The organism is Rhodoferax sp. ZS1R25, assembly GCF_056521335.1.
Map to the genome: position 1 here is coordinate 2,073,169 of NZ_JBWMAZ010000001.1, position 18,595 is coordinate 2,091,763.

19 protein-coding genes are annotated in these 18,595 nt (G+C 58.5%); 18 read left to right on the forward strand and 1 reads right to left on the reverse strand.

Going from position 1 to position 18,595, the window contains the following annotated elements; genetic code table 11:
• Positions 1–19 precede the first annotated feature (19 nt).
• Positions 20–1,279 (reverse strand): FAD-dependent oxidoreductase, encoded by a 1,260-nt coding sequence (locus AC097R_RS09930; RefSeq protein WP_479597917.1) that lies wholly within the window; start codon positions 1,277–1,279, stop codon positions 20–22.
• Positions 1,280–1,568: 289 nt separating this feature from the next.
• Here AC097R_RS09930 and rpsB point away from each other — a divergent pair, with 289 nt between their 5' ends.
• From rpsB to leuE, 18 genes are all read left to right on the forward strand, one after another.
• Positions 1,569–2,321 (forward strand): 30S ribosomal protein S2, encoded by a 753-nt coding sequence (rpsB, locus tag AC097R_RS09935; protein WP_310341903.1) that lies wholly within the window; start codon positions 1,569–1,571, stop codon positions 2,319–2,321.
• Between the two features lie 83 nt (positions 2,322–2,404).
• A complete protein-coding gene (gene tsf, locus AC097R_RS09940) occupies positions 2,405–3,328 on the forward strand; it encodes a translation elongation factor Ts (protein WP_310341906.1) in 924 nt (307 codons plus the stop codon).
• Between the two features lie 41 nt (positions 3,329–3,369).
• Positions 3,370–4,092 carry a UMP kinase gene (pyrH, locus tag AC097R_RS09945; RefSeq protein WP_477889069.1) on the forward strand — a complete coding sequence of 241 codons (723 nt, stop codon included), beginning with the start codon at positions 3,370–3,372 and terminating at the stop codon, positions 4,090–4,092.
• A gap of 46 nt (positions 4,093–4,138) precedes the next feature.
• The gene (gene frr / locus AC097R_RS09950) at positions 4,139–4,699 is read left to right on the forward strand and encodes a ribosome recycling factor (RefSeq protein ID WP_479597918.1); all 561 of its coding nucleotides are present in this window, start codon (positions 4,139–4,141) and stop codon (positions 4,697–4,699) included.
• Between the two features lie 11 nt (positions 4,700–4,710).
• Entirely contained in the window at positions 4,711–5,436 is a 726-nt protein-coding gene (gene uppS, locus AC097R_RS09955) for a polyprenyl diphosphate synthase (protein WP_479597919.1), read from the forward strand.
• Between the two features lie 13 nt (positions 5,437–5,449).
• Positions 5,450–6,295, forward strand: coding sequence for a phosphatidate cytidylyltransferase (locus tag AC097R_RS09960; protein WP_479597920.1), 846 nt, complete (start codon positions 5,450–5,452; stop codon positions 6,293–6,295).
• Positions 6,292–7,503 (forward strand): 1-deoxy-D-xylulose-5-phosphate reductoisomerase, encoded by a 1,212-nt coding sequence (locus tag AC097R_RS09965; protein ID WP_479597921.1) that lies wholly within the window; start codon positions 6,292–6,294, stop codon positions 7,501–7,503. Before AC097R_RS09960 ends, AC097R_RS09965 begins: the two co-directional genes overlap by 4 nt.
• 16 nt (positions 7,504–7,519) lie before the next feature.
• A complete protein-coding gene (gene rseP, locus AC097R_RS09970) occupies positions 7,520–8,881 on the forward strand; it encodes an RIP metalloprotease RseP (RefSeq protein WP_479597922.1) in 1,362 nt (453 codons plus the stop codon).
• 55 nt (positions 8,882–8,936) lie between these two features.
• The gene (gene bamA, locus AC097R_RS09975; RefSeq protein WP_479597923.1) at positions 8,937–11,234 is read left to right on the forward strand and encodes an outer membrane protein assembly factor BamA; all 2,298 of its coding nucleotides are present in this window, start codon (positions 8,937–8,939) and stop codon (positions 11,232–11,234) included.
• Between the two features lie 17 nt (positions 11,235–11,251).
• Positions 11,252–11,743 carry an OmpH/Skp family outer membrane protein gene (locus tag AC097R_RS09980; RefSeq protein WP_479598118.1) on the forward strand — a complete coding sequence of 164 codons (492 nt, stop codon included), beginning with the start codon at positions 11,252–11,254 and terminating at the stop codon, positions 11,741–11,743.
• A 30-nt stretch (positions 11,744–11,773) separates the two neighbouring features.
• The gene (lpxD, locus tag AC097R_RS09985; RefSeq protein ID WP_479597924.1) at positions 11,774–12,766 is read left to right on the forward strand and encodes a UDP-3-O-(3-hydroxymyristoyl)glucosamine N-acyltransferase; all 993 of its coding nucleotides are present in this window, start codon (positions 11,774–11,776) and stop codon (positions 12,764–12,766) included.
• A complete protein-coding gene (gene fabZ / locus AC097R_RS09990; protein WP_479597925.1) occupies positions 12,763–13,203 on the forward strand; it encodes a 3-hydroxyacyl-ACP dehydratase FabZ in 441 nt (146 codons plus the stop codon). Before lpxD ends, fabZ begins: the two co-directional genes overlap by 4 nt.
• A gap of 9 nt (positions 13,204–13,212) precedes the next feature.
• Positions 13,213–14,007, forward strand: a complete 795-nt coding sequence (gene lpxA / locus AC097R_RS09995) for an acyl-ACP--UDP-N-acetylglucosamine O-acyltransferase (protein WP_479597926.1) — start codon at positions 13,213–13,215, stop codon at positions 14,005–14,007.
• A gap of 23 nt (positions 14,008–14,030) precedes the next feature.
• Positions 14,031–15,206 carry a lipid-A-disaccharide synthase gene (gene lpxB / locus AC097R_RS10000; RefSeq protein ID WP_479597927.1) on the forward strand — a complete coding sequence of 392 codons (1,176 nt, stop codon included), beginning with the start codon at positions 14,031–14,033 and terminating at the stop codon, positions 15,204–15,206.
• Positions 15,178–15,813 (forward strand): ribonuclease HII, encoded by a 636-nt coding sequence (rnhB, locus tag AC097R_RS10005; RefSeq protein WP_479597928.1) that lies wholly within the window; start codon positions 15,178–15,180, stop codon positions 15,811–15,813. Before lpxB ends, rnhB begins: the two co-directional genes overlap by 29 nt.
• Complete coding sequence (locus AC097R_RS10010; protein ID WP_479597929.1) at positions 15,810–16,580, forward strand: TrmH family RNA methyltransferase; 771 nt, start codon at positions 15,810–15,812, stop codon at positions 16,578–16,580. Before rnhB ends, AC097R_RS10010 begins: the two co-directional genes overlap by 4 nt.
• 152 nt (positions 16,581–16,732) lie before the next feature.
• Positions 16,733–17,899 (forward strand): glutamine-hydrolyzing carbamoyl-phosphate synthase small subunit, encoded by a 1,167-nt coding sequence (carA, locus tag AC097R_RS10015; protein ID WP_479597930.1) that lies wholly within the window; start codon positions 16,733–16,735, stop codon positions 17,897–17,899.
• A complete protein-coding gene (gene leuE, locus AC097R_RS10020; RefSeq protein WP_479597931.1) occupies positions 17,896–18,564 on the forward strand; it encodes a leucine efflux protein LeuE in 669 nt (222 codons plus the stop codon). The genes carA and leuE overlap by 4 nt, the downstream gene beginning before the upstream one ends.
• Positions 18,565–18,595 lie beyond the last annotated feature (31 nt).

The following is an 18,595-nucleotide window of genomic DNA, read 5'->3' on the forward strand; positions in this document are numbered from 1 at the left end:
GCCCAAGGACAACACTTTTTTACGCTGCAAACCGCGTGGGAAGCAAATGCGCTGTGGGAAAAGCAGTGTCCTTGGCGCCGACCAGATCGGCGAGCAGCCGGGCAGAGCCACAGGCCAGCGTCCAGCCATTGGCGCCATGCCCCAGGTTCAGCGAGACCCCGGCCAAGCCACTCGGCCCAATCAGCGGCATGCCGTCGGCCACCAGGTAGCGTGTGCCCCGCCAGACTTGGGTGCCGGAGGGGTAGTTGGCTGCGCCGGGGTAGTACTGCTCCAGGGCGCGGTACAACTGGTTCACGGTGGCATCGTCTTTGGTACCGGTGTCATCGCCCAGTTCGGCCCCACCACTCACACGGATGCGCTGGCCTAAGCGGTTGATGCTGATGCCACTCTGAAGGTCTTGTACGGCACTGCGGGGGGCGTTGAGCGGTTCCCGCACGGTGACACTCAAGACATAGCCATGCAGCGCCATCAATGGCACCCTTTGCCGCCATGCGGTGGGCAACACGTCTGGCAAACCGCCGGTGCAAAAAACGATGTGGTCGAAGCTTTGGGTCTCGCGCCCGCCGTCGCTGGTCAGGTCAAGACTGGGCTTGGCGTTGGCATGCAACTGCTCCACCGCGGTGTTGAACCGGAATTGCACCCCAAGCCGTTGCGCTTCCTGGCGCAGCAGCAGCGCAAACTGCCGGCAATTGGTAACTTGGTTGCCGGGGAACCACAGCGCGCCCTGAAAAGGTGCCGCGGCGTGCAGGGCGGGCTCATGCTGCCGGGCCTCATCGGCGCTCAGCAGTTTGCAGGTGATGTCTTGTGCTTTGAGCGCATCTAACACTGGCTGCAGCTCTTCGGGTGCGGTGGCCGTGCGCAGCAACAGCAGTTGCCCTTCGCTGCATTCCAGTTCCAGCTGGCAGGCGCCGGTGATGTAGGTCAAGCGCTCTGCGCTGTAGGCGGCCAGCTGCTGGCCAGCGCGCTGCACCTCCGCATGGTTTTGGGGGGAATGGAGCTTGGTCCAGCGCCGCAGCCATTTAAGCTGCTGGCCAGATTTCCAGGGTGTGCGTGTCAGGCGCCGTGCGCTACGAACCAGGCGCGCGAAGCCATTGCCATGCCACTCAGGGGTAGAGAACGGCTGGGTGAAGCTAGGGGCAACCACACCATTGTTGGCAAAGCTGGCGCCTTCGCACGCCGCGGCCGCTTTTTCCAGGACCGTTACGGAATGCCCATCCAGCGCCAACTCGTACGCCGTAACAATGCCAACTACTCCGGCGCCTACTACTGCAATTTTCATTGTTTCCTTCTGTAACCTGGTAGCGCAATCCCAGCCACCCAAAACCGTATTTTTTCACAAGCTGGGGCTGGTTTTTCACACGCAGATGTCGTGTTGGCGTTTGTTACGTGTCTGGCGAGGCCCCAGCTCGGGCAAGAAAAGTGCGCGTGGTATACTCGATGGGCTTTGCTGAGAGCGTTCCGCTATTAGGCAAGCAATCGCAAACCGGTCCAGCCAAGGTGTTGTTGTTGAAGCAGGGCTTCGCAGCGATGAGCGGACCGGATTTAAGACCTAACCTTTGGAGTTAAATATGGCAGTTACTATGCGCGAAATGCTGGAAGCCGGCGTTCACTTTGGACACCAAACCCGCTTCTGGAACCCCAAGATGGCCCCGTTCATCTTCGGCCACCGCAACAAAATCCACATCATCAACCTGGAAAAGTCCTTGCCGATGTTCCAGGACGCGGCCAAGTTTGTCCGCCAGCTGTCCGCCAAGCGCGGCACCATCCTGATGGTGGGCACCAAGCGCCAAGCCCGTGAAATCGTGTCCGCTGAAGCCCAGCGCGCCGGCGTTCCTTTTGTGGATCAACGCTGGTTGGGCGGCATGCTGACCAACTTCAAGACGGTCAAGACGTCCATCAAGCGCTTGAAAGACATGAAGGTTCAGCAAGAAGCGGGTCTGGACAGCATGAGCAAGAAAGAGCAGCTGATGTTTGCCCGTGAGCTGGAAAAGCTGGAAAAAGACATTGGCGGCATTCAGGACATGAACACCTTGCCCGACGCGATTTTCGTGATCGACGTGGGTTACCACAAGATTGCCATCGCTGAAGCCAAGAAGCTGGGCATCCCTCTGATCGGAGTGGTGGACTCCAACCATTCCCCAGAAGGTATCGACTACGTGATCCCCGGTAACGATGACTCCTCCAAGGCTGTCACTCTGTACGCCCGTGGCATCGCCGATGCGATTCTGGAAGGCCGTGCCAACGCCGTGGACGACGTTGTAAAGGCCGTTGCCGCTGAAGGCGACGACGAGTTCGTTGAAGTGAGTGAAGCGTCTGCTTAAGCAGCTTTTCACCCTAAAAAGGGGGCTTTGTTGCCCCTTTTTTTTAGCTCTTATTTAAACTACTGAATTACGGAGAATCCCAAATGGCAGCAATTACAGCAAGCATGGTGGCAGAACTGCGCGGCAAGACCGATGCCCCCATGATGGAATGCAAAAAGGCATTGACCGAAGCCGAAGGCGACATGGCCAAAGCGGAAGAGTTGTTGCGCGTCAAGCTGGGTAGCAAGGCTGGCAAAGCCGCTGCCCGCGTGACCGCCGAAGGCGTAGTCGCCACCAGCATTGAAGGCGCTGCCGGTGCACTGATTGAAGTCAATTGCGAAACCGACTTTGTGACCAAGAACGACAGCTTCTTGGCATTGGCCAATGCCGCTGCGTCGCTGGTTGCCAAGCACAACCCCGCCGATGTCGCCGCTCTGAGCGCGTTGGCGTACGAGCAAGACGGTTTCGGTCCCACGCTGGAAGACGTTCGCAAGGGCCTGATCGGCAAGATCGGCGAGAACATGACGTTCCGCCGTTTCAAGCATTTCGATGGTTCGACCAAGCTGGCCTCCTACCTGCACGGCACCCGTATTGGTGTGGTGGTGGAGTTTGACGGCGAAGAAGTCGCTGCCAAGGACGTTGCTATGCATGTGGCCGCCATGAAGCCTGTGTCCCTTTCGTCTGACCAAGTGCCTGCCGAGCTGGTAGAGCGCGAGCGCTCTGTGGCTGCTGCCAAGGCGGCTGAAGACGCGGCCGTGGCAACTGCTGCTGGCAAGCCCGTGCAGTCCGCTGAAATCGTGGCCAAGCGCATCGAAGGCGGCGTGCAGAAGTTCCTCAAGGAAGTCTCGTTGTTCAACCAGCCTTTCGTCAAGAACGACAAGCAGACCGTTGAGCAAATGCTGAAGTCGGTGAACACCACCGTCAAGGGTTTCACTCTGTACGTGGTGGGCGAAGGCATTGAGAAAAAGGTTGACGACTTCGCCGCAGAAGTGGCTGCTCAAGTCGCTGCTGCCAAGCAAGCTGCTTAAACCCTGCCCCTAAACCTTCCCTTCCCCTATCGGAGATCTCCATGAGCCAAGAAAAGCCCGCCTACAAGCGCATATTGCTAAAGCTGTCGGGCGAGGCTTTGATGGGAGACGATCAGTTTGGCATCAACCGTGACACCATTGTTCGCATGGTGGATGAGATTGCTGAGGTGACCCGACTGGGAGTGGAGGTTGCGGTGGTGATCGGTGGGGGCAACATTTTTCGCGGTGTGGCGGGAGGCTCGGTTGGTATGGACCGGGCTACCGCTGACTACATGGGCATGTTGGCCACGGTCATGAACGCCTTAGCGTTGGGTGACACCATGAACAAGGCAGGACTGACGGCGCGGGTGATGTCTGCCATCGGTATTGAACAAGTGGTGGAGCCCTACGTGCGCCCCAAGGCCTTGCAGTACCTCGAAGAGGGTAAGGTGGTGATTTTCGCTGCTGGTACTGGCAACCCATTCTTCACTACCGACACGGCTGCTGCCTTGCGTGGTGCAGAAATCGGCGCAGAGATAGTGTTGAAGGCGACCAAGGTAGACGGTGTCTACTCGGCAGACCCGAAAAAAGATGCGTCCGCCACCCGCTATGCCAGCATCACGTTCGATGCCGCCATGACGCAAAATCTCGGCATTATGGATGCGGCAGCCTTTGCGCTGTGCCGCGACCAGAAGCTGCCCATCAAGGTGTTTTCCATCTTCAAACACGGTGCTCTGAAGCGCGTAGTGCTCGGCGAAGATGAGGGTACGCTGGTTCACGTATAAGCCCGTTAGACGGGCTGTCTGGTTGAGTTGATCTGAGGAAGCAATCATGTCAATTGAAGACATCAAAAAGAACCTTGAGAGCAAGATGGACCAATCCATCGGGGCGCTCAAAAACAACCTCACCAAAATTCGTACAGGCCGGGCTAATCCGGCTTTGTTGGATACGGTGCAGGTGGACTATTACGGCTCCATGCTGCCCATCAGCCAGGTAGCGAATCTTTCACTGTTGGATTCCCGCACGATCAGCGTGCAGCCCTGGGAAAAAGGCATGGGTGCCAAGATTGAAAAAGCGATTCGCGACAGCGATTTGGGGCTCAATCCCACCAGCATGGGCGATCTGATTCGCGTTCCCATGCCCGCCATGACCGAAGAGCGTCGCCGTGAACTCACCAAGGTGGTTCGCACCGAAGGCGAGGCCTCGAAGGTGGCTGTGCGTAACCTTCGCCGTGATGCCAATGAAGCTGTCAAGAAGCTGGTGAAAGACAAACTGGCTTCCGAAGACGACCAAAAACGATGTGAGGCGGATGTTCAAAAGGTCACGGACAAGCACATCATTGAAATCGATCGGTTGGTAGCCTCCAAAGAGCAAGACATCATGGCGGTTTGACGCCAACCACTATGGCAACTCACGTTGCAGGGCCACGGCATGTGGCCATTGTCATGGACGGAAATGGGCGTTGGGCTTCCAAGCGTTTCCTGCCGCGCATTGCGGGTCATAAGCAGGGGGTGGAGACTCTCAAAAAAATCGTGCGGGCATGTGCACACCGGCAGATTGACGCGTTGACGGTCTTTGCGTTTTCGTCTGAAAACTGGAATCGTCCCGCGGAAGAGGTCTCTGGCTTGATGGATATCTTGGCCGGTGCGCTGGCCAAGGAAGTATCCCAACTTAAACGCGATGGTGTGCGGTTGCGTTTTGTGGGGGATCGCACAGGTTTGTCTGGGCGTGTGCAGCAGGGCTTTTCTGATGCAGAAGCTGAAACCAGCTCCAATACCCGGCTCGCATTGAATGTGTGCTTCAACTATGGAGGACGCTGGGATATTGTTCAGGCAGCACGTCAACTAGCCCAATCAGGAACTGCCATTGATGAGGCATCGTTGTCAGCGGCATTGACTCTGGCGCCGATGGCAGATCCTGATCTACTGATTCGCACGGGTGGAGAATTCCGCATCAGCAACTTCCTCTTGTGGCAATGTGCTTATACCGAGTTGTATTTCAGCCCCCTGTTTTGGCCTGACTTTGACGAGGCTGCTTTGGACGCCGCTTTGGCGGAGTACCAGGCGCGGGAACGCCGGTTTGGGAAAACCTCAGCCCAAGTCGTAGCGGATGTCCCGCAAGCCAAGTGAACAAGGACTATCCATGTTGAAACAGAGAGTGATCACCGCCATCCTGTTGTTGGCCATATTGCTGCCAGCGGTCTTTTATCCCAACCCTTTTGCCTTTCAGGCCGTTGCCCTGTTGTTGATCGCTGCGGGTGGCTGGGAGTGGGCTCGTTTGAACCAGTACGGTAACTTTGAGGCTTGGGGCACCGGGCTGTTATGTGTCGCCTTGTGCGGGTTTTTCTTTTGGGCTGGTTGGGTGAGTCTGCCACTACGGGAACTTTGGTTGGCTGTTGGTGCAGCATGGGTTTTAGGTGGTAGTTGGTTGCTTTTTCGGGGCGCGGGGGCTTGGCGCACCATTCCTCAGTTCGTGCGCTGGAGTCTGGGCGTATTGGCGCTGTGCGCGGCGTGGCTGGCCGTTGCACAGGCGCGCAGCCTGGGGAACAATTTTTTGTTCTCGGTGTTGGTGTTGGTCTGGGTGGCAGACGTGTTTGCGTATTTTTCGGGACGTTTGCTGGGTGGGCGAGTTTTCCAGAGAAAGCTGGCGCCCTCCATCAGTCCAGGAAAAACCTGGGAAGGGGTTGCCGGGGGTGTTGTGGGCGTCCTGACGTGTGCCTTTGCTTGGCAATGGGTTGAACGGTCTCTGGGGTCGACAACCTCCAGTATTTACCGACAGATGTCTGATGTCAGCCCCGTCGTGGCTGTGCTGGCGGTTGTGTTTCTGGCCGCCTGGAGTGTGGTGGGGGATTTAGTGGAGTCGCTGATCAAACGCAGTGCTGGGGCAAAAGACAGCAGCCATTTGTTGCCAGGCCACGGTGGTGTGCTAGATCGCCTGGACGCCTTATTGCCCGTGATTCCCCTCGCCATGATGTTGCATACCCTATGAGACAGGACACAACGCAAGCCAAGCGCCAGGTCGTGGTGTTGGGCTCCACGGGGTCGATTGGGGTCAACACGCTGGATGTAATGGCGCGCCACCCCCATTCGTTTCAGGCGTTTGCGCTGACGGCTTCGACCCGTGTGGATTTGCTGCTGGCGCAATGCCTGCGGCATGCGCCGGTTTTTGCGGTGATGGCTAGTGAGTTACATGGCCGCGAATTGCAAGCGAGGCTGAAGGCTGCTGGTAGCAGCACGGTAGCCTTGTGGGGCCCTTCGGCATTGGAAGAAGTTGCTGCCCACCCTGAGGCTGACACGGTGATGGCTGCGATTGTGGGTGCCGCAGGCCTTGGCCCCTGCATCGCCGCCGCGCGGGCCGGCAAGCGCCTGTTGCTGGCCAACAAGGAGGCATTGGTTGTGGGCGGGCAGTTGTTTCTGGATGCGGTGCATGCAGGTGGCGCAACCTTGTTGCCGATTGACAGCGAGCATTCCGCAATTTTTCAATCGCTTCCTGAAGACTCGGCGCGCTGGGCCTCGTGCGTGGACAAAATCATTTTGACGGCGTCAGGCGGGCCTTTTCGCACACGCTTGCCGTCCTCTCTGGTAGACGTGACGCCCGAGCAGGCCTGTGCCCACCCCAATTGGGTCATGGGGCGCAAGATATCTGTGGATTCGGCGACGATGATGAACAAGGCGCTGGAGGTGATTGAGGCCCGCTATCTGTTTGGCGTGTCCCCTGAGCAGATTCAGGTAGTCATTCATCCCCAAAGCGTGATCCATTCCATGGTGCAGTTCGTCGACAACTCGGTGGTGGCCCAGCTGGGTACGCCGGATATGCGGGGACCCATTGCCTACGGGTTGTCCTGGCCCGAGCGGGTGGAGTCCGGGGCAACTGCGCTTGATTTTGCTACCATATCCGCGTTGACGTTCGAGGCTATGGATTCGAACGAACATCGCACCCGCTTCCCGGGCCTGCAGCTGGCGTGGGACACCTTGAATGCGGCGCCCGGCACCACCGCGGTATTGAATGCCGCCAATGAGGTGGCGGTAGCAGCATTTTTGAATCGGGAGATTCGCTTTGACCAGATCCATCGTGTGAACACGGAAACCTTAGCCCAGGTTCAGCCAACACCGCCAGGGTCAGTGGATGATCTGATTGCGCTGGATGCACTGTCGCGGCGGTCTGCAGAGCAGGTAAGCCGCCAGTTGGCGCGCTGATGCTGGACGCGTCACCATGCTGACCGTTGCCTCGTTCATTGTTGCGATCGCAATCTTGGTGGCTGTCCATGAGTGGGGCCACTACGCCATGGCGGCGGCTTCCGGTGTCAAGGTATTGCGGTTTTCTGTGGGCTTTGGTCCCAGAGTTTGGGGTTGGACGTCTGTCCGTTCGGGTACCGAATTTGTTGTCTGTGCGTTGCCACTGGGTGGCTACGTCAAGATGCTCGATGAACGTGAAGGCGCTGTGGATCCCAGAGATCGCCACTTGGCGTTCAATACCCAGCCGTTGAAAGTGCGTGCGGCGGTCGTTGCTGCCGGGCCGCTCGCCAATTTGGTATTGGCGGTGCTGTTGTACTCGGTGGTGCATTGGACGGGCATGCAGGAGTTCGAAGCCAAACTGTCCAAACCGGTGGCAGGATCGCTGGCTGCGGGTCTGGGTTTGGAAGGGGGCGAGCGGGTGTTGCGTGTCGGCACCAATGGGGCTAGCTTGAAACCTGTACAGTCATTTGAGGACTTTCGTTGGCAGCTGACCCGCAATGCGCTGGGACACGAAGGCCTTTTGATGGAGTACCAGCCATCTGGTACAGCGTTGGTCACCCAAGCGCGGTTGAATCTGGAAACGCTGGATGTCCGCATGGCGGATTCTGAATTGTTCCGAAAAATAGGATGGCTAGGCCCCTGGTCTGCGGCGGTAGTGGGCGATGTTAAGGCTGGCGGTGCTGCCGCGGCTGCGGGACTACAGCCGGGGGATGTCGTTCTACAAGTCGACGGCGTGGTGATCGGTGATGGCGCGTATTTGCGTGAAATCATCCGTTCAAGCGCCGAGTCTCCGCAAATAAAGGTACAGCGCTGGACTGTGCTGCGTGCGGCGCAGCAATTGGTCCTACCCGTCACGCCAACGCGCGAGCAGAGTGGTGCTGTCGCGGTGGGGCGCGTGAACGCCATGATCGGTGCGATGCCCGTTACTGTGCTTGTGCGCTACGGGTTGGTCGAGGGGGTTACCCGTGCGCTGCAGCGCACTTGGGAAGTTTCCGCTTTGACGCTGCGCATGATGGGCAAGATGGTGATTGGCGAGGTTTCCCTTAAAAATTTGAGCGGCCCACTAACCATTGCGGATTACGCGGGCAAATCGGCCGCGTTGGGGTGGTCGCAGTTCCTGGTGTTTTTGGCCTTGATTAGTATCAGCTTGGGCGTGCTCAACCTGTTGCCGCTGCCGGTGCTCGATGGTGGGCACCTGATGTATTATCTTTGGGAGTTGCTGACCGGCAAGGCTGTTTCGGACGCCTGGATGGTGCAACTGCAGCGCGTGGGGCTGGTCATTTTGCTGATGATGATGTCCGTCGCGGTTTTCAACGACCTGACACATTTGCTGGGCTAGTGCCCGGCCCAACGAATCCGGCGAGCGGATATCCCGAGTTTTTGAATTGGTAACTATGCATTTCGACCGATCTTCTATGCGTGCTGTGGTGTGTTCTGTGGCCGTCGGCCTGGTGGCCCAAGCTGCGTTGGCTTTGGAGCCATTTTCTGTTCGCGATATCCGGGTCGAAGGCCTGCAGCGTGTAGAAGCGGGAACCATTTTTGCGTCGTTGCCGGTGCGTGTGGGAGATACCTACACAGACGACAAGGCCGCGGCTTCCATTCGCGCGCTGTTCGGGCTAGGGCTTTTCAAGGATGTGCGCATTGAAGCTGCCAATGGCGTGTTGGTGGTCATTGTGGAGGAGCGCCCAACCATTGCTGATGTCGACTTTGTGGGTGCCAAGGAATTCGACAAAGATGTGCTGAAGAAAGCGCTGCGTGAAATTGGTTTGACCGACGGTCGTCCTTTCGACAAAGCCTTGGTGGACCGCGCCGAGCAAGAGCTCAAGCGCCAGTACATCAACAAAAGCATGTATGCCGCCGAAGTGGTGACGACGGTTACCCCGATTGAGCGCAACCGTGTGAACGTGAGCTTCTCGGTAACGGAGGGTGATACCGCCAAAATCAGTGCGATCAAGATTGTGGGCAATACGGCGTTTTCAGAAAGTACCCTGCGCGGCTTGTTCGACTCCGATACAGGGAGCTGGTTGAGTTGGTATACCAAGTCGAACCGGTATTCGCGCCCCAAGTTGAATGCAGACATTGAGACACTGCGCTCTTACTACCTGGCACGTGGCTATCTGGAGTTCAAGGTGGACTCCACCCAGGTCGCCATTTCTCCCAACAAACAAGACATTGAAGTCACTATCAACATCACTGAGGGTGACCGATTTGTGGTGTCAGGCATCAAGCTGGAAGGTAACTTCCTGGGTAAGGAAGAGGAGTTCCAGTCCCTGATCACCATCAAGGCAGGCGAGGCGTACAACGCGACGGAGGTTGCGCAAACTACCAAGGCCTTTACAGACTATTTCGGGAATTTTGGTTTCGCCTTTGCCCGCGCGGAGGCGCGCACTGCGATTGACCGAACCAGCAACCGCGTTGCCGTGACCTTGGTAGCGGACCCTTCGCGCCGTGTGTATGTGCGGCGCATCAACTTGGCGGGCAATGACCGGACACGCGATGAAGTGATTCGGCGCGAGTTTCGGCAATTGGAAGCCGCTTGGTACGACGGTGAAAAAATTCGCCAATCACGCAACCGCGTAGACCGTTTGGGGTACTTCACCAACGTCGGTATTGAAACGCAAGAGGTTTCTGGTTCGCCGGACCAAGTGGATTTGACAGTAACCGTGGCAGAAAAACCGACCGGGAGTATCAGCTTAGGTGCGGGGCTTTCCAGTGCGGATGGCTTAGGCCTTTCGTTTGCATTCAAGCAAGAGAATGCGTTTGGTTCTGGGAATTCTCTGGGCATCGAAGTCAATACCAGTAAAACCAATCGCACAGTTGTACTTAGTACAACGAATCCGTACTTTACAGAGGACGGTGTTTCGCGTGCCATTGACGTGTATCAGCGTACTTCCCGGCCCTATGATGACGTAGATACTTATGCGATTGAGACAACTGGCGCTGCCGTTCGTTTCGGCATTCCTTTCACAGACTCCGATACCGTGTACTTAGGAGTCGGCGCGGATCGCACCCGAATCATCCCAGGAACATTGTTGCCCACGGTATACCAAGATTTCGCGAACGAGTTTGGGTATAGCAGCACGTCATTGCCTTTAAGCATCGGATGGTCGCGAGATACGCGTGATAGTGCGTTGGTGCCAAGTAATGGTAAAGTTATTAGAGCTTCCGGTGAATGGAGTGTTGGCGGTGATTTGCGTTACGCACGTGGCACAGCCCAGTATCAGCAATACTTTCCGATTTCACGTAAAGTAACTGCCGCGTTTAGCTCAGATATCTCCATGGGCGCTGGTACCAATGGGCTCTCTTACCCGGTTTTTAAGAATTACTATTCAGGTGGTTTGGGATCTGTTCGTGGATTTGAACAGGGTAGTTTGACGACCGCCGCCCAGCGTGCAGGTGGTTTGACTGCCACTGGCGGCACCAAGAAAATAACCTTTAACGGCGAGTTGTTGGCACCGCTACCTGGTGGAGGTAATGACCGAACGCTGCGTGTCTATGGGTTTGTGGACGCGGGGGGCATTTATGGCTCCGACGAATCCATTCAACTTGCAGACATGCGCTCGTCCTATGGCGTGGGTATCAGCTGGATTTCTCCTGTAGGTCCCTTGCGCTTGGCGTTCGCGAGACCCATTACCAAGTTCGAAGGCGATAAACTCCAAGGTCTTCAATTCCAGATCGGAACTACTTTCTAATGAAACACGTTAAAGCAATGTGGGGTGTGGCATTTGTGCTGGCGATGGCGACTGTGGGTGCCCATGCACAAGAGTCCAAAATCGGCTACATCAATACCCAGCGAATTACTACAGAATCTGCTCCTGCGAAGGCGGCGCAGACCAAGCTCGAGCAAGAGTTCGCCAAGCGCCAGAAAGAGCTCGCCGATCAGCAGCAAGCACTCAAAACCATGAGTGAAAAGTTCGAGCGGGATGCTCCCACATTGGCAGAAACCCAGCGTGTGACGCGGCAAAAAGAATTTGCGGAGCAAAGCCGCGACTTTCAACGCAAACAACGTGAATTCCAGGAAGACCTGAATGGCCGTCGCAACGAAGAGTTGCAGCAGGTGCTCGACAAAGCCAACAAAGCGGTCAAGCAAGTGGCCGATGCTGAGAAGTACGATTTGGTGATCCAGGAAGTGGTGTACAGCAATGGGCGCCACGACATCACCGAAAAGGTTCTCAAGATTCTTAACACACCTGCCAAGTAAGTCTTGGACCAGCAGGCGAGGGGAGAACAGATGGACCTCGCTTCCATCGTGAACGCGTTGGGTGGAGAGCTGCATGGTGATGCGGCTATGTCTATTGCGGGCTTGGCTCCGCTGGAGACCGCCACCCCGAGCGACCTCAGTTTTCTCAGCAATCCCAAATACCAACAACAGTTGGCGGACTCCGGAGCTGCCTGCGTGATCGTAGGCGTTGCCATGCGCGATGCTGCTGTTGCACGCGGCGCCTGCATCGTCACCGAACAACCGTATCTGTATTTTGCGAAGGTAACGCAGCTATGGAAACGGCAGCGTGATCTGGCGCGAGCAAAGACGGTGATGCCCTCACACGGGTCGTGGGTTCACCCCAGTGCAGTGGTCGATCCTTCGGCCGCCATTGATGCGACGGCCAGCATTGGCCCTTTGTGTGTGGTGGAGGCTGGCGCACGTGTGGGCGCTCATTCGGTGCTCAAGTCACGTGTGACCTTGGGAGAAGACTGTGTCGTCGGGGCGCGTTGTATCTTGCATGCAGGCGTTGTGATTGGTGCTGATGGCTTTGGTTTTGCGCAGGATGGCGAACGCTGGGAAAAGATTGAACAGCTCGGTGCAGTACACATTGGCGATGACGTGGAAATTGGCGCCAATACCTGTATCGACCGTGGCGCCCTGCAGGACACGGTCATTGAAGACGGTGTGAAGCTGGACAACCTGATCCAGATTGGCCACAACGTGCGCGTCGGGCGCAACACCGCCATGGCGGGCTGTGTGGGGGTGGCCGGTTCTGCCACCATCGGGCCCAACTGCACCATTGGGGGGGGCGCGATTGTTCTGGGTCATTTGACCCTGGGCGCGAACGTGCATATCTCGGCCGCCACGGTGGTTAGCAAATCGATTTTGAAGCCCGGCCATTACACCGGCATGTTCCCGATTGACGAGAACGCCTCGTGGGAGCGCAATGCCGCAACGCTGAAGCAGTTGCACAGTTTGCGCGACCGTATCAAAACCTTGGAAAAAGAGTTACCCAAATGATGGACATCCACAAAATCCTCAAGCAATTGCCGCACCGTTACCCTTTCCTTTTGGTGGATCGGGTGCTGGAGCTGGACAAGGGCAAGACCATCAAGGCCCTGAAGAACGTCACCATCAACGAGCCTTTTTTTGAAGGCCACTTTCCCCATCGTCCCGTGATGCCAGGTGTTCTGATGCTGGAAGCGCTGGCGCAGGCCGCGGCCTTGCTGGCCTTTGATACGCTGGACACTTCGCCCAACGACCAGATGGTGTACTACTTTGCCGGCATCGACGGCGCGCGTTTCAAGCGCCCTGTGGAGCCGGGCGACCAACTGATTCTCAACGTGGAGTTGTTGCGCATGAAGGCCGGTATTTTCAAGTTCAAGACCAGCGCCACCGTGGGTGATGAGCTGGCCTGCGAAGCCGAGCTGACTTGCGCGATGCGCGCGATTGCCTAAGGGGTGCGCGTGTCTGCTATCCACGCCACGGCCATCATTGACCCCAAAGCCGAGCTCGACAGCTCGGTGACCGTCGGGCCCTACACTGTGATCGGTCCGCATGTGCGCATTGGCGCCGGCACGACGGTGGGGCCGCACTGCGTGATCGAAGGCCACACCACGATTGGCCAAGACAACCGCATCTTCCAGTTCAACTCGCTGGGTGCGATTCCGCAGGACAAGAAGTACGCGGGGGAGCCCTGCGAACTGATCATTGGTGACCGCAATACCATCCGCGAGTTCTGCACCTTCAACATCGGCTCTCCGGGCGACGTCGGCAAGACGGTGCTGGGCAATGACAACTGGATCATGGCCTATGTGCACCTTGCGCATGACTGCCTAGTGGGCAATAACGTGATTTTTGCCAATAACTCGCAGCTGGCCGGCCATGTGCATGTGGACGACTGGGTGATTCTGGGCGGCTTCACCGTGGTGCACCAGTTTGTGCGCCTGGGTGCCCACAGCATGACGGCCATGTGCTCGCTGCTGTTTGCCGATGTGCCCCCGTTCGTGATGTGCCAGGGACAGCCGGCCGCGGCCCGGTCCATGAACTTCGAAGGCCTGCGTCGCCGCGGGTTTTCGCCGGAGCGCATTTCGGGTGTAAAAGCCATGCACAAGGCCCTGTACCGCGACGACCTGACGCTAGAGCAGGCCAAGCAACGGATTGCCGAGCTGGAAGCCGCGCACCCCGACACGGCGCCCGATGTGGCCATGATGAATGGCTTTTTGGGCGACGTGTCTCCCCAGCGCGGCATCGTTCGCTAAGCATTCCGAATCTCCGAATCATCATGAATCCGTCTCACGCCCCCGTGGGCGCCCCCACGGTGACCATGGTGGCGGGGGAGGCCTCGGGCGATCTGCTTGCTGGTCTGCTGCTGGGCGGTGTGCGCAAGCGCTGGCCCGCTGCGGTGGCGCAGGGCATAGGTGGCCCGCAGATGGCCAAGCAGGGCTTCATGGCTTGGTGGCCGCACCACAAGCTGGCGGTGCACGGTTTCAGCTGGGAACTGCTCAAGCGCTACCGTGAGATCGTGGGCATTCGCCGGCAGTTGGGTGACCGTTTGCTGACGCACAAGCCCGATGTGTTCATTGGCGTCGATGCGCCCGACTTCAACCTCGATCTGGAAGCGCGGCTCAAAGGGCAGGGCGTCAAGACCATGCACTTTGTCTGCCCCTCCATCTGGGCCTGGCGGCCGGAGCGTGTGGAGAAAATCCGCCGCAGTACCGACCACGTGCTGTGCATCTTCCCGTTCGAGCCCGAACTGCTGGCGGCGCATGGCATTGCAGCCACCTATGTGGGACATCCGCTGGCCAATGTCATTCCCATGGAGCCTGACAAGGCTGCAGCCCGGCGTGCGCTCGGCCTGGCGGACGATGACACGGTGGTCGCCATTCTGCCGGGCAGTCGTCAGTCCGAGATTCGCCACCTGGCTTTGCGCTTCTTTCGGGCTGCAGCCCGCATTCAAACTGCGCGATCTGCTACTAAATTCATAGTGCCTTGCGTGCCCGGCCTGCTGCCGGAGATTGAAGCACTGGCGCGAAAGAGTGGCATGCAAGGCCGTCTGCAGTTGCTCAGCGGGCAGTCTCACACCGCGTTGGCCGCTTGCGATGTGACGCTGATTGCCAGCGGCACCGCCACGCTCGAGGCCGCGCTCTTCAAGCGCCCCATGGTGATCGGCTACCACATGGCCTGGCTGTCCTGGCAGATCATGCGACGCAAGCGCCTGCAGCCCTGGGTGGGGTTGCCCAACATTCTGTGCGAGCGTTTTGTGGTGCCTGAGCTGCTGCAGGACGCGGCTACCCCTGAGGCGCTGGCATGTGAAGTGATCGCGTGGTTGGATGCGCGCACCTCTGATCCTGCGAAAATAGCGGCTTTGCACACCTCCTTCACCGCACTGCACACCACGCTGCAGCGCGATACCGCCACCCTTGCTGCCGATGCCATCCAAAAAGTCCTCCAAGCCTGAGCCAGCCCAACAGGTCGCCTTTGCCTGGGACCTGCCCGGGCTGATCGCTGGCGTGGACGAAGCCGGCCGTGGCCCGTTGGCCGGGCCCGTGGTCGCTGCCGCGGTGATTCTGGATGACCTGAATCCGATTGCCGGTCTGAACGATTCCAAGAAGCTCACCGCGCTGCGGCGCGAAAAGCTGTTCGACGAAATCCGCGCGAAGGCGCTGTGCTGCTCGATTGCGCAGGCCAGCGTGGAAGAAATCGACGAAATCAATATCCTGCAGGCCACCTTGCTGGCCATGCGCCGTGCGGTGGCGGGCTTGCGCCTCAGGCCCGCCAAGGTGCTGGTGGACGGCAACCGCCTGCCTGTGCTGGACGTGCTGGCCGAAGCCATTGTGCGCGGAGACGCCACGGTGCAGTCCATTTCCGCGGCATCTATCTTGGCCAAGGTCACGCGTGACCGCTGGTGCGCTACGCTGGACCAGCAGTACCCTCAGTACGGCTTTGCCGGCCATAAGGGCTATGGCACGGCCGAGCACCTTGCGGCCCTCAAGGCCCACGGTGCCTGCCCCGAGCACCGCAAAACCTTTGCCCCCGTGACCCAGGTGCTGCAGGCGTTTCCATGAGCGAGCCTGTCGTCGTCACCTCCCGTGATAACACGCTGCTCAAAGAGCTGCGCAAGCTCAGCACCGACAACACTGCCTACCGCAAGGCCGGGCGCTTTTGGGTGGAGGGCGACCACCTATGCAGCGCTGCCTTGCACCGCGGCATGCAGCCTGCCGTGTTCGTGGTTTCGGAGTCATTTTGGCCACTAGCCCCCGTGGAATATGCGCGAGCAGCTACAAAAACCATAGTAATTCCTGACGCCTTGTTCCGCGAACTGAGTGGCCTGGAGTCGCCCGCCAAGGTGGGTTTTGTGCTGGACTTGCCGTTAGACATCGCATTGCAGCCCAACGTCGCCACCGTCATCCTGGACCGTGTGCAGGATGCTGGCAACGTCGGCTCCATCCTGCGTAGTGCTGGCGCCTTTGGTTTTCGCCAGGTGCTGGCGCTCAAGGGGACAGCCGCGCTGTGGAGTCCCAAGGTGCTGCGCGCTGGTATGGGCGCGCACTTTGGTCTGCAGTTGGTCGAAGGACTGGAGCTGTTTGATCTGGATGCCCTGGCTGTTCCGTTGGTTGTTACCAGCTCCCACCAGGGTGATCTTGTGCAAAAACTGGCTTTGCCCCACCCCTGCGCCTGGGCCATGGGCCATGAAGGGCAGGGCGTCTCAAACGAATTGATGGCTCGCGCCAGTGTGTTTGCTCGCATTGGTCAACCCGGGGGCGAAGAGTCGCTCAACGTGGCCGCGGCGGCAGCGATTTGCTTGCATGCGAGCAGTTTGACGCTTGCCTGAAACTGAATTTCGCTGAGGCCTCGGCTATAATGAGAGGCTATCCAGAAAACAGCCGTCCCAAGCGCACCTCTGAACATCCCCTCACAGCAGCACTCGCCAAGAGCCATTCTTGAGCGCGTTTGGGCGTACCCGTAACCCATTCGGAGAAACCAGTGCTTTTGTCTCTCAAGGGAACCACCCCACCCGCCATCCTGGCGCTCGCAGACGGCACGGTCTACATTGGCAATTCCATTGGAGCCGTCGGCTCCACCGTCGGTGAAGTCGTGTTCAACACCTCCATGACCGGCTACCAGGAGATCCTCACCGATCCCAGCTATTGCCAGCAGATCGTTACCCTGACCTACCCCCACATCGGCAACTACGGCATCAACCCTGAGGACGTCGAGTCCCACAAGGTGTTTGCCGCCGGTCTCATCATCAAAGACCTGCCATTGGTGGCCAGCAATTTCCGCAAAACCCAGACGCTGACCGAGTACCTAGTCGCTGAGGGCACCGTGGCGATTGCCAACATCGACACCCGCCAGCTGACCCGCCAGCTGCGCACCCAGGGCGCACAGAACGGCTGCATCCTGGCACTGGCGGCTGGTGAGTCCGTGACCAAGGAAGCGATTGAAAAAGCTGTGGCTGCTGCCAAGGGCGCGCCCAGCATGGCCGGTCTGGATCTGGCCAAGGTCGTCTCTAGCACCGAGAGCTATGGCTGGACCGAAGCCGAGTGGACACTGGGCAAAGGCTACGGCCAACAAACCGCGCCCAAGTTCCACGTCGTGGCGTATGACTTCGGCGTGAAGAAAAACATCCTGCGCATGCTGGCCGAGCGCGGTTGCAAGGTCACCGTAGTGCCCGCGCAGACATCCGCTGCGGAGGTACTCAAACTCCAACCCAACGGCATCTTCCTATCCAACGGCCCTGGAGATCCCGAGCCTTGCGACTACGCGATCACCGCCGCCAAGGAACTTATCGAAACCGGCACGCCCACCTTTGGTATCTGCCTGGGCCACCAGATCATGGCGCTGGCCAGCGGTGCCAAGACCTTCAAGATGAAGTTTGGCCACCACGGCGCCAACCACCCGGTTAAAGACCTGGACAGCGGCCGCGTCTCCATCACCAGCCAGAACCACGGTTTTGCGGTGGACGAAAAATCGTTGCCTGCCAACCTACGCCCCACGCACATCAGTCTGTTTGACAACACGCTGCAAGGGCTGGAGCGCACCGACAAGCCGGCCTTCTGCTTCCAGGGCCACCCCGAAGCATCGCCCGGCCCGCACGACATCGGCTACCTGTTCGACCGCTTCATCACCGAAATGGAAAAACGCGCATGAGCTTTTACGGTGTCACCGACCTCTGGACCTACGTGATAGGCGCGTTGGGCATCATCTTGCTGCCCGGCCCCAACTCGCTGTTTGTTCTGTCGGTGGCCACCGTGCGCGGCGTCAAGGCCGGCTACCGGGGGGCTATGGGCGTGTTTGTGGGTGACACGATTTTGCTGTTGCTCACCGCGCTGGGCGCTGCCAGCCTGCTGCGTACTTACCCAGCCTTGTTCATGGTCGTGAAGTACGCGGGCGCGGCCTACCTGACCTGGGTGGGCGTGAACCTGCTGATTGCCGCCGTGAAGAAGTGGCGCAGCAACAGCCCGATGGATATGTCCGCAGACACCGCCGTGGCGCAAGCCACCGCCAACCTGCAGCAGCCGTTCAAGCGTGCCTTGGTCATCAGCCTGTTGAATCCGAAGGCGATTCTGTTCTTGCTGTCCTTCTTCGTGCAGTTCATCGATCCGAGCTACGACACGCCGGCCGTGCCCTTCCTGATCCTGAGCGCCATCATCATGGTGTTCAGCGCGCTGTATTTGTCTGCCCTGATTTTTGCGGGCGCCCGCCTGGCCCAAGGCTTCAGCCGCCGCAAGCGCCTGAGCGCCAGCCTCTCCAGTGCCGTGGGCGGCCTGTTTGTGTGGTTCGGCGCCAAGCTGGCCACCGCGAGCCTGAATTAATTAAAACGTAAAGAGCCTAAAAGCTACGAGT